General features: G+C 38.9%; 8 protein-coding genes. 3 read left to right on the top strand and 5 right to left on the bottom strand.

Going from position 1 to position 12,150, the window contains the following annotated elements:
* Window positions 1–217: 217 nt before the first annotated feature.
* Window positions 218–763, top strand: coding sequence for a gamma carbonic anhydrase family protein (locus CW745_RS13630; protein ID WP_101109243.1), 546 nt, complete (start codon window positions 218–220; stop codon window positions 761–763).
* Between the two features lie 133 nt (window positions 764–896).
* Here the strand turns inward: CW745_RS13630 and argH are convergent, their stop codons facing one another.
* From argH to argC, 5 genes are all read right to left on the bottom strand, one after another.
* Entirely contained in the window at window positions 897–2,777 is a 1,881-nt protein-coding gene (gene argH / locus CW745_RS13625) for an argininosuccinate lyase (protein ID WP_101109242.1), read from the bottom strand.
* 134 nt (window positions 2,778–2,911) lie between these two features.
* Window positions 2,912–4,117, bottom strand: a complete 1,206-nt coding sequence (locus CW745_RS13620) for an argininosuccinate synthase (protein WP_101109241.1) — start codon at window positions 4,115–4,117, stop codon at window positions 2,912–2,914.
* Window positions 4,118–4,341: 224 nt separating this feature from the next.
* Entirely contained in the window at window positions 4,342–5,250 is a 909-nt protein-coding gene (locus CW745_RS13615; RefSeq protein WP_101109240.1) for an ornithine carbamoyltransferase, read from the bottom strand.
* A 10-nt stretch (window positions 5,251–5,260) separates the two neighbouring features.
* On the bottom strand, window positions 5,261–6,034 hold the full coding sequence (argB, locus tag CW745_RS13610; protein WP_193755609.1) for an acetylglutamate kinase: 774 nt from the start codon (window positions 6,032–6,034) through the stop codon (window positions 5,261–5,263).
* A 17-nt stretch (window positions 6,035–6,051) separates the two neighbouring features.
* Window positions 6,052–7,059, bottom strand: coding sequence for an N-acetyl-gamma-glutamyl-phosphate reductase (argC, locus tag CW745_RS13605; protein ID WP_101109238.1), 1,008 nt, complete (start codon window positions 7,057–7,059; stop codon window positions 6,052–6,054).
* Between the two features lie 474 nt (window positions 7,060–7,533).
* Here argC and CW745_RS13600 point away from each other — a divergent pair, with 474 nt between their 5' ends.
* Window positions 7,534–9,393: a methyl-accepting chemotaxis protein gene (locus CW745_RS13600; RefSeq protein ID WP_101109237.1), complete on the top strand. Its 1,860-nt coding sequence runs from the start codon at window positions 7,534–7,536 to the stop codon at window positions 9,391–9,393.
* A gap of 796 nt (window positions 9,394–10,189) precedes the next feature.
* The gene (locus CW745_RS13590; RefSeq protein WP_101109235.1) at window positions 10,190–12,049 is read left to right on the top strand and encodes a methyl-accepting chemotaxis protein; all 1,860 of its coding nucleotides are present in this window, start codon (window positions 10,190–10,192) and stop codon (window positions 12,047–12,049) included.
* Window positions 12,050–12,150 lie beyond the last annotated feature (101 nt).

Genomic DNA, 12,150 nt, shown 5'->3' with positions numbered 1-12,150 from the left:
AGCTTGTTGCTTCGGACTTGGTTGGTAACTTGCGTTGCCGTCCGTGTCTGTGGGGTCGCATTATAGGGATTGAGATCACATTAGCAAGCGTTTATTTGTATAAAATCGTATTTAATTTTTATACCCCCTTTAACCACAAGTTATCCACAGATTTCACTTTGTTACTCACACTTTTGTGTCGTATAGTTACTTTTTTATCTCTTAATTAAGGTTTGTTATGTTTCCTGTTTTACGCTCTTATAAAGGCATCTCCCCTAAAATTGCTAATGATGTTTATATTGACCCTTTTGCAACCGTCATTGGTGATGTTGAACTTGCAGATGATGTTAGTATTTGGCCAATGTGCGTTTTACGTGGTGATGTTAATAATATAAAAGTAGGTGCACGCACTAATATTCAAGATGGTTCGGTGCTCCATGTTGCCCGTAAAGGTGAAGCGAGTGTTGATGGTTACTCTTTACATATAGGCGAAGATGTTACTGTAGGTCATAAAGCGATGTTACATGCCTGCGAAATAGGCTCTCGTGTTTTAATCGGGATGGGTGCCATTGTTTTAGACAATGTAACTATTGAAGATGACATCATTTTAGCAGCCGGTGCATTAGTTCCACCTAATAAAGTATTGGCTTCTGGTTTCTTATATGTTGGATCGCCAGCTAAAGCGGCCCGCCCATTAACTGAGCAAGAGCTTGCATTTTTGAAACGTTCAGCCACCCATTACGTTAATTTAAAAAATGAATATTTAACCGAGAATGCAGAATAATTTATGTCGCCGTATAGTTAAGTTAGTAAATTTGTATCATATAAATACTCAACTAGCTTGTTAAACAAAAAAGGCGTACTTCTATCATTATAGAAATACGCCTTTTTTCATATGCTAACTGTAGTCACTGCGATTAGCTTTTTCTCATCTCTTTATGCAATAACATGCTTGTTTTGTAATTTAACTCAAGTGCCTTTTCATCACTTGCATGTTCACTTACAAATATCGCACAATCTTTTAATACCTTTTCTGGCATTGTAGATTTACTTTCTGGGCTAAATCCAAGTTTCATGAAGAAATCAGGCATGCGCGTTAATACAAACAGACGTTTGATAGCTTGTTTCTCTGAACGTTTAAGCAGTAGCTCAACCAAGGCACTACCTTGGCCTCGCCCTTCAAAACCTGGTTCAACACCTAAAGAACGAATTTCTGCCAAGCCAGTATCATAAATATGAACTGAAGCACAACCTGTTACTTGTCCATCTATTTCCGTCACTGCAAATTCATCGATGGAGTTTTCTAAATCACTTTTATCTCTTGGTAGATTTTCACCTTTGTCAGCCCAATGATTTACCATTGATGCTATGCGATCAATATCTGTCAAACGAGCAGCACGGATAACAATGCCAGAAGTGTCACGTTCAGCAAGGCGTTGCTCTGCTTCTTTTAATGCATGCTCTACTTGATCTGGTGATACTCCACCCAATGCAGTACGCGCAGCCAATGTTGCTTCTAATGTGAGTGTTGGATAAACATCTTCTTCGATGACTTCTGAGAACTCTTTAAATTCAGCAACACTTAAATCTTCTAGTGGCACGCCTTTTTCAATAGCAGCAACAACCGCAACACCTACGATATGGTGTGCTTCACGGAATGGAATACCTTTCGCAACTAAGTAATCTGCCAGTTCAGTCGCATTTGAGTAGCCACCTTGTGCGGCTTCTTTGGTGCGCTCTTCATTTACTTTAAGATCAGTTAATGCCATTGATGCCATCTCAAGACAATCGCCCCAAGTATCTAATGCATCAAACAGGCCTTCTTTGTCCTCTTGCATATCTTTGTTGTATGCAAGTGGTAATGCTTTAAGTGTCATTAACATGCCAGCTAATGAACCAAAAACACGTCCAGACTTACCACGGATAAGCTCCATTGCATCTGGATTTTTCTTTTGTGGCATCAGTGATGAACCAGAAGTGACTTGATCTGACATTTCGATAAAGCCAGATTCACCACTGTTGTAGAAGATAAGATCTTCTGCCATACGAGATAAATGTACCATCGATAATGTTGCACAGCTCATTAGCTCAACAACGTGGTCACGATCTGAAACTGAATCTAAGCTGTTTCGTGTTGCGCGTTTAAAGCCTAACGAATGCGCTAATGCAGTTCTATCCATCGGGTACCCAGTACCTGCCAATGCGCCACTACCTAAAGGACATGTATCTAAACGCTCTAAACAACCTTCTAAACGGCTATGATCACGCTCTAACATTTCTAAGTATGCCAAACACCAGTGTGAAAATGTTACTGGTTGAGCACGCTGTAAATGCGTGTAGCCCGGAAGTACAACAGCTTGATGAGTACGTGCTAGTTCAATTAATTTAGCTTCGAGGCTATCTAAATGAACAATCAACTCTTGTGCTGTTTTCTTGCACCACAATTTTAAATCAGTTGCGACTTGGTCATTACGGCTACGTCCCGTATGTAATTTTTTACCTAAATCACCAACACGCTGAATAAGTTGAATTTCAACCCATGAGTGAATATCTTCTGCATCTGATTGTAATACTTGCTTTGGATTCGCTTGCACTGATACCAATAAGTCGTTTAATGCATCTTCTAAACGAAGTTGCTCTTCAACGGTTAAAATATTAACGCTCAGTAATGCTTTCGACCAAGCAATTGAACCAATAATATCTTGCTCAGCTAGGCGGTAGTCAAACCGTAATGAGTCATTGAATAATTTAAATTTTACGTCTGCCGCTTGGCTAAAACGTCCGCCCCATAATGCCATTCTATAACTCCATTTCTTTCTATGATTAGATCAAGTCTATTTTTATAGATTCTTGTTACTTCCTAAGAACCTATAAAAATAGAAATTCCCGCAACGTAAAACGAAGCAGGAACTTACAATCTATTTCACTGACTTTACTTATTATTCAAGTTACGGATACGGCTTGATAGTGAGTAAAGACGGATGAAACCTTCTGCATGTTTTTGGTCATAAACATTGTCATCACCAAAAGTTGCAAACTCTTCAGAGTAAAGGCTGTTTGGCGATTTTTTCTTAACCGCTGTTGCTTGACCTTTGTAAAGACGAACAACGACTTCACCATTTGCGTCTGCAGCTAGTGATTCTGAAGCTGCAAGTAGAGAACCACACAGTGGTGTAAACCAACGACCATCGTAAACTAAGTGAGCAAATTCTTGACCCACTTGATCACGCCAACGGCGAGAAGGTTTATCGTGTACAAGCTCATCGATACCACGAAGCGCAGTCACCATCACTGTACCTCCTGGTGTTTCGTAACAACCACGAGACTTCATACCAACAGTACGGTTTTCAGTGATATCTACACGACCGACACCATGTGCAGCAGCTTTTTCATTTAACAGCATTAATGCGTCGTAAGGAGATAATTCAACACCATCAACGGCAGTAACACGTGCGTTTTCAACCTTTAATGTTACGTACTCAGGCTCATTTGGCGCATCTAACGGATCAACCGTCATCGTCCAAACACCTTTAGATGGTTCATTGTATGGGTCTTCTAGCTCACCACCTTCGTGAGAAATGTGCCATGCGTTAGCATCACGGCTGTAGATTTTAGTTGCAGAAGCTGTTGTTTCGATATTACGCTCAGCAAGGTAATCCAATAGGTCTTCACGAGAAACCATGTCCCACTCACGCCATGGAGCAATTACTTTAATCTCAGGCGCAAGGGCAGCAAAACAGCTTTCAAAACGGATTTGGTCATTACCTTTACCAGTACAACCATGACAAACAGCATCAGCACCCACTTTAAGTGCAACTTCAACCTGCGCTTTAGCAATGATCGGGCGCGCCATTGATGTACCTAAAAGGTAAGTACCTTCATATACAGCACCAGAAGCGATGGTTGGGTAGATGTAATCTGCAACAAACTCTTCTTTAAGGTCTACGATGTGACATTCAGAAGCACCTGATGCGATCGCTTTTTCATGCAGGCCCACTAACTCTTCTTCGCCTTGGCCAACATCAGCACAAAAAGCAACGATTTCACAATCATCATAGGTCTCTTTTAACCATGGAATGATAGCCGACGTATCTAAACCACCAGAATAGGCGAGTACTACTTTTTTTACTTTACTCATTGATTATTTTCCTTTCATCAATACTTAGGACTCGTTACACAATAACTTGCGCTAAATTGTTTTCAAAAAACTGAAGGACTCGTTATAAAATAACTTGCTCTAAATTGTTTCTAAAAAACCCTAAATGACAGGTTGTTTTGAAAAAAGAGTAATTAATTTTAAAGCTGATCCTAAATAACTGGTTATTTTGAAAACAAAAGCGCAAGTAATTTTGCAGCCGTTCCTTATTTGTTAATTAACGTCAACATAATTGCGTTTTGTATATGCATTCTATTTTCTGCTTGATCAAAAATCAATGAAGCAGGCCCATCCATCACTTCTGAAGTAATATCTAATCCACGATGTGCTGGCTGGCAATGTAAAACATGTTTTATACCCGTTGTATCGAGTAGTTCTTGATTAATTTGGTAAGGCATAAACTTAGCTTTAATTTGCTCAAGTGGAGTGTCATCACCCATTGATAACCAAGTATCACCATAAACGACATCAAAGCCTTTAATATCTTCAACTTTATCAGTCACAGTGATAGTTGCACCTGTTTTTGCTGCAATATCTTGTGCCTGTTTTAGAATTTGCGCATCAGGGCTGTGACCGATTGGACAAACCGCAGTAACTGTTGCACCTAAAATAGCACCAGCAATAAACAGCGAGTGAGTCACGTTATTACCATCACCGATATAAGCCAGTTTAACTTTTGACACATCATCATAGTTTTGTGCCACCGTTAGGAAATCTGCCATACCTTGGCAAGGATGGTAAAGATCACACAGCGAGTTAATCACAGGCACTGTCGAGTACTCTTGCATCTCAACCAATGTTTTATGGTCGTAAACACGTGCAACAATACAATCAGCCCAGCGAGAGATGTTAGCAGCAAAGTCTTTAACATCTTCACGGCTACCCATCGCACCATTGGCTTGGTCTAAATAAACCGCGTGACCACCTAATTTATTCACACCGATATCAAAAGTAACTCGAGTACGTAGCGACTGCTTTTCAAATAACGTGACGACACTTTTACCTGCTAGCGCTTGTGCGAATTTAGCAGGATTTGCTTTTAATTCTTTACCCAATGCAATCAAGTCTAATGCTTGTTGTTGAGTCATTTCAAAACCAGTTAACAGATCGTTCATGATTCTTTCTCTATTTAATTACTTTGGTTCCCACCGCTTGACCCGCAAGCAGTGATACTAAATTTTCAGGGTTTTTCCAGCTTGCAAGCATCACATGACCTAACTGATCAGCCGCTTGTAAAGCTGCTTTTACTTTTACTGCCATGCCATCTTGTATAACATTTCCAGCAATCAGTGTATCAGCTAATTGAGTGTTTAACTCAGGAATAACTTGTTTCTGTGCGTCCCATACACCATCAACATCAGAGAGAAAAACTAGCTCCGCATTTAATAGCTCACAGATAGCAATGGCAGCCTGATCTGCATTAACGTTATATAAACGCCCATCTTCACCAATGGCGATCGATGAAATAACAGGTAAAAAGCCACCAGCCAATAGATGATTTATTAATTCAGGCTTATTAGGTGCGCACACACCCACAGCACCTAAATCTGGGTCCATCTGTTTTACTGTACAACTGAAACCATCAGCTAATGATAAACCAACAGCTGAAAGCCCTGCTTGCAAAGCTTTAGCCATCAATAATTTATTTGACGTTCCGGCTAATGCACCCGCAACATAACCAATTTGATCAAAGGGTGTTATACGTAGACCATTCTTTTTTTCACTTTTGATATTCATCTTAGCGAGAACATCTTCAACAATCACACCACCGCCATGAACTAATAATAGAGGACGTTGCTCTGTTTCTAAGTAGGTTGTTAATGCTGAGAACAGATTAGTGAGCGCTTGTTCATTCTCAAGTACCGCACCACCAAGTTTAATTAATAACGGTTGTTTCATTGCTATAGACTCTTTCATTAGAATGATGTTGTGATATCAAAACCAAAACGTAAGTTAATACATTGGATTGCTTGTGATGAAGCACCTTTAAGAAGGTTATCAATGGCACTAAATACAACGAGATCATCTCCATCAACTGCCCAACCTAAATCACAATAAGGTGTACCCACTACATTTTTCAATGCAGGATAAGACCCTTCCATTAAACGTACAATCGGTTTATCTGCATAAGCATTTTGGTAAGCTTGATTCACCTGCTCTGCAGTGACGCCCTCTTTTAGCACCACATTAATGCTCGCTAAGATACCACGTTTGAAGCTACCTAAATGTGGTGTGAATACCACAGGCAAACCTAAATGCTGATCAATTTCAGGCTTATGACGATGTGTAAACACACCGTAAGGTTGTAGGCTCACCTCACAGAAACTACTTGCAACGCTCGCTTTACGACCTGCGCCACTAACGCCACTAGTTGCATTGATAGTTGGCTTAGTACCGGCTTTAATCAAACCTGCTTCTGCCAATGGCTTAAGCGCAGTTAACGAAGCGGTTGTATAACAGCCAGGAACAGCAATAAGATCTGTTTGCTTAACCGCGTCATCATTCCATTCAGCAAGACCGTAAACGGCTTGCTCTAGTAACTCAGGGTATTGATGAGTGAAACCATAGAATTTATCGTAGAAGCCTGCAGATTGAACACGGAATGCGCCAGACAGATCAAATACCACTGTATTTTCAGCAAGAAATAATGGTGCTAAATCATGGCTGACTTCATGCGCGGTCGCTAAAATAACAATATCGATGCCTTCACAAACAGTTTTGATACCGGCAGTACCTAATGGTTGCAAAGGAAGATCAACAACGCCAACAAGGTTGCCATATAAATCAGATAATTTTTTACCTTTATCTAAACTACCTTCAGAAACATATAACCCTGCCAATTCAATCTCTGGGTGGCGTGTTAAAAATTGTGCTAACTCTGCACCAGTGTATCCACTTGCGCCAACAACGATCGCTTTAAGCATAATAAATCCTGTTTTGAAAATAGTGATAAATTGAGAGGCGCTATTATAGGAAAAATGTCTCTATAAAGGAATGCCTCACAGTAAAGAAGCATTGTAAATACAAATGATTATTTATGCAATAAATGTGAATAAATATTTACGCTATTTTGGGCGACTAAAAAGTACACTTTCAATGTTTTTTTATATTGTGGATCAGTGCATTACAATTAAAGTAACAAAGAATATAGAAAGGATTCATATTTCAGAACAAGCTAGAGAGAATGATAAAACTCTTTGAAAAGAATATAAGGAGATCAAAACAATCATCACAAAACCACCCCGTTTTAAATAGAAATCAGGTTGATTTCAGATTTAGTGCTAATAATTAGCGTTATTTCAAATAAATAATAGCTACTTCATCATTGCACAACGTGCAAGATATGAAATTGCAATTACACTTAGTCAGTACATCAACTGTAAATTAAAGGCTCTATCATGTTAATTCGAAATAAGTTAATCATTAATACAGGGATATCCATTATCAGCATGCTGATAATGTTGATTCTAGTTATTTACACTTCCAGTTCTTTACAAAAAGATATCGTTATTGCACAAACAATAGGTAAAGTAGAAGCGGATATTTTACAACTTAGACGAAACGAGAAAGACTTTTTAGCCCGAAAAAACCTAAAATACCTTGATCAATTCAAAGCACGTATTAGCCAATTACAGAGTGAGCTAGATGATTTACGACACGATTTAAATAATATCGATATTGATAGTAGTGCGGCCTCCTCACTACAAAGTATTCTTAATCAATACCAGGCACATTTCGAAAAGCTAGTAAACGCACAAACTACAATAGGATTAACTCCAAAAACGGGTTTATATGGGGCACTACGTAAAGCAGTACATGAAGTTGAAAGTATTTTAGGCGAAGATGACTTTCAAGCCACCAGCATGATGTTACAGCTAAGACGAAATGAAAAAGATTTTATGCTTCGCATAGATGATAAATACGTCACCCAGTTTCTGAAAAACCATGATAAATTTGACATAATCATTGACAATAGTTACCTCCAAGGCGGCCAAAAAGTCGCTATCGATAAAGCCATGGATAACTATAAAAAAGCATTTTTGAACCTAGTTAACGAACAAAAAAATATGGGTTATAACTCAAATAGTGGCATACAAAAAGAGATGCGCGCAACCATCCACCAAGTGGATAAGACATTAACAAGTTTAATGACTGAAACGAACAAGTCAGTGGCCGAATACATTACTTCAATGACCCAGCTTACCTACACTATCTTTGCTGTTTCAATACTACTTGCAAGCTTAATCGCGTGGTTTATCGGCAAGAGTATTACACGGGGAATTACGCATATTAAAAACTCTATGACAGAAGTTGCCGATACCAACAACCTTACTATTACTGTGCAATCAACCAATAAAGATGAATTAGCAGACATGGCGGATGCTTTTAATCATATGCTCAGTAATTTCCAACATCTTATCTTATCGGTCAAACAATCCGTAGGCACTGTAGAACAAGCAACAAGTTCATTAAGTAAGAATATTCATCAAGCAAATGCCGGTGTTGAGTCGCAAATGCAAGAAACCGACATGGTCGCAACGGCCGTTACAGAGATGGTTGCCACCATTGAAGAGATTGCAAATAACACCACAGATGCTGCCGATAAAGCAGAACAAACTAATAACAATGCGAATAAAGGCAAAAAAGGTGTAGATGCGACTATTACGCAAATTGCAGTTCTTTCCGATAAATTAACTGAGTCTGAATCCGTGGTTAATCAGTTAGCAGAAGATAGTATTACTATTGGTAGTGTATTAGATGTTATTCGAGGTATCGCAGAACAAACGAATTTATTAGCACTTAATGCAGCCATTGAAGCGGCCCGAGCAGGTGAACAAGGCCGTGGCTTTGCTGTCGTAGCCGACGAAGTACGAACACTAGCCAGTCGCACCCAAGAGTCAACCAAAGAGATTGAGAGCATCATTAGTACACTACAAAATCGTACCTCCAATATAGTGACGTTAATGTCCGAGTGTCGTGACGAAGGTCAGCAAAGCAGCGAGCAAGCAAGTGTTGCTGGTGACTTGCTAGAGCAAATAAATAGTGATGTTATTAGCATAATGGATATGAACACGGCGATTGCAACCGCCATTCAAGAACAAAGTGCAGTCGCTACAGAGGTTAATAGACACGTAGTATCAATACGCGATGTCGCGGAATCAACTGGAGAGTCATCTGTACAGAATAGTGAAATGAGTGAAGAGCTTGCACAACAAGCGAGTGTATTGACTGAGGAGATAAGTCGCTTTCAAGTCTAATTCACTCTAAATTTCATCACCTTGCCTGATTATCGTCAAGGTGATGAAATCACCATCAAGTAAATACCAACTAACCATTAACCTTAAATTTTTATTTCTAGTACCTAAAAAATAGGGCTTTTCTGCTCCGCTCACTGGCGATTTTGGCATCCATTATTACAATTTAGTTAACATAAATATTGAAACTAATGACTAGGCAATACATTCATGCTCAAAAACATAAACTTATGGTATACACCAACAGATCAATACTGAGTATGTTTACTATGTTGTCCTTTTTAAAATTAAGCTCGGATACATTACAACAGTAGTTTGCCTTGTCACAGAGCATTGGAAAAATTGAAACATCAAGAGTTATTGAGTTGAATAGGGTAAAGACTTAGCAATGGTTGCCGATAAGGTTTGTGCCTTAACAACTTTACATAAGACTCAACCAAATAGATAAAAATATAATTAGTTCATTACAAACGCATACCGGCAACATCAGCAGCTTGATAAGCGAATGTTGCGAGGAAGGTTAATAAAGCTATAAATGAATCGCAGAGGCAGGTCGAGTGTTAGCATAAATGAATAATGCTGTTATCGCTATCATGATCATAGATGCCAATATTGCAATAGTGTTCCAAGCGCAAAACGCAATTGCAACAGAAGTAAATAAACACGTATTAAAACGATTCATATGGGTATTATCACAAAAAAAAGTTAATTCGGGTTATTTTCTGGATGGTTACGAAATAGCAACATAAGCTATAAACAGCCATTAGATATTCATGTAAAAAAAATTGGGCAAACTACCATGCTAATAAAACATAAATTAATCGCTAATACTGTTATCTCCATCGCCAGCATGCTCGCGATGTTGTTGCTATTAAATTTTTCTTCTTCAGCGTTACAAAAAGATATCACTCTTGCTCAGGATATCGGCGAAATAGAGTCAGGTATTTTACAATTACGGCACTACGAGAAGAACTTTATTGCTCAAAAGTTATTGACTGATGTTGATGACTTTACGGCGCAGGATGCCAAGGTCGTTGATCAATTAGAAAAAGTAAAACGCACACTAGTCGAAATGGGTATATCGACCTCCGAGATAGCAACTCTCAGTTCTGCCTTAACTGAATACAGACAGCAATTTAATGTTCTTGTTGAGTCACAACAAAGAATAGGTCTCACAACGAAAGATGGTCTTTATGGCGCACTCACTAAAGCAGTGAAGCAAGTAGAACGTTCAATTGGAAAATCTGATTTTGAAATGCTTAGTTTAACCTTGCAATTACGCCGTTACGAAAAAGATTTTTTAATGGACTTTGACCGTAAACACATTAGAAAATATGAGCGTATTTACAAACAATTACTTAATGGTGTTGAAGATAGTAGCCTTTCTATCGGTAAAAAAACCGCAGTTAACTACTCTTTACCTAAATATAAAAAAGCTTTTCTTGACCTTGCTGCAGAGCAAAAAGTGTTTGGTTACGATGCCCAAAGTGGCCTTCGTAAAGCTCTCTTTGATAGTTCAGCGATGGTTATTCAGCAACAAAATGCATTGGTTGTAAAAACCAATGTAGCTATTGATAGTTATATCAAATCGATCAGTAGCGTAACCTATGTTCTTTTTGCTATTGCATTAATCCTATCTATTGTTATCGGCTCTATCGTAAGCCGTAGCATTATGAGTGGCATTACCTTTATTAAGCGCTCTATTGTTCAAATTGCCGAAACTAACGATCTCACCATCGTCGTTTCAACAAAGAACAATGATGAACTGGCTGAGATGGCACATGCATTTAACGGCATGATTAAAAATTTCCACGCATTGATTATCTCGACACAAGAGTCGGCAAACAATGTAACCCAAGCGGCAACCACACTCACAGCTAATATACATCAAGCTCACGAGGGAGTTCAGGCACAAATGCAAGAAACTGACATGGTTGCTACAGCTGTTACTGAGATGGTTGCCACTATTGAGGAGATTGCAAGTAATACTACTGATGCGGCCGATAAAGCAGAACAAACGAATCAAAATGCGGCCATTGGTAAACAAGGTGTTGATGCCACTATAGAGCAGATAAACATACTTTCTGGTAAATTAGTTGAATCTGAAGATGTGGTGATTAACCTTTCTAAAGATAGCGAAACCATTGGTAGTGTATTAGATGTTATTAGAGGTATTGCAGAACAAACTAATTTACTGGCGCTAAATGCAGCTATTGAAGCGGCAAGAGCCGGCGAACAAGGGCGCGGTTTTGCCGTCGTGGCTGATGAGGTTCGTACGCTCGCTAGCCGTACTCAAGAGTCAACAAAAGAGATAGAAAACATTATCAGTTCACTGCAAAGCCGCACTCAAAATATCGTCTCATTAATGACAGATTGTCGAGAGGAAGGCAAAGAGAGTGCAGAGCAAGCAAACCAAGCAGGACAGATGTTAGCCCAAATAAATGAAGACATCGTCGGTATCATGGATATGAACACTGCCATTGCAACAGCAATTCAAGAACAAAGTGTGGTAGCAGCAGAGGTAAACCGTCATGTTGTTTCTATTCGTGATGTCGCAGAAAATTCAGGTGAAACATCGACGCAGAATGATGAAATGAGTAATGAGCTTGAAACACAAGCTAACAAGCTTATCTCAGAAGTCAGTAAATTTACTGTATAACTTTACCGTAACATAATGAGTTTTAGTTAAACTAAAAGCCTTAAGTTTTTACTTAAGGCTTTTTTTTGTTTAAATTAAAGCTTCGCTTATTCATTAAAGGG

Origin of the sequence: Psychromonas sp. psych-6C06 (genome assembly GCF_002835465.1) — a bacterium.
In the GTDB taxonomy this organism is placed as follows: domain Bacteria; phylum Pseudomonadota; class Gammaproteobacteria; order Enterobacterales; family Psychromonadaceae; genus Psychromonas.
This window is presented reverse-complemented; position numbering and strand designations above follow the sequence as displayed.

Coding starts and splice junctions, on each gene's coding strand:
- CW745_RS13630 (WP_101109243.1), top strand. CDS start 218: ATGTTTCCTGTTTTACGCTCTTATAAAGGCATCTCCCCTAAAATTGCT.
- argH (WP_101109242.1), bottom strand. CDS start 2,777: ATGGCATTATGGGGCGGACGTTTTAGCCAAGCGGCAGACGTAAAATTT.
- CW745_RS13620 (WP_101109241.1), bottom strand. CDS start 4,117: ATGAGTAAAGTAAAAAAAGTAGTACTCGCCTATTCTGGTGGTTTAGAT.
- CW745_RS13615 (WP_101109240.1), bottom strand. CDS start 5,250: ATGAACGATCTGTTAACTGGTTTTGAAATGACTCAACAACAAGCATTA.
- argB (WP_193755609.1), bottom strand. CDS start 6,034: ATGAAACAACCGTTATTAATTAAACTTGGTGGTGCGGTACTTGAGAAT.
- argC (WP_101109238.1), bottom strand. CDS start 7,059: ATGCTTAAAGCGATCGTTGTTGGCGCAAGTGGATACACTGGTGCAGAG.
- CW745_RS13600 (WP_101109237.1), top strand. CDS start 7,534: ATGTTAATTCGAAATAAGTTAATCATTAATACAGGGATATCCATTATC.
- CW745_RS13590 (WP_101109235.1), top strand. CDS start 10,190: ATGCTAATAAAACATAAATTAATCGCTAATACTGTTATCTCCATCGCC.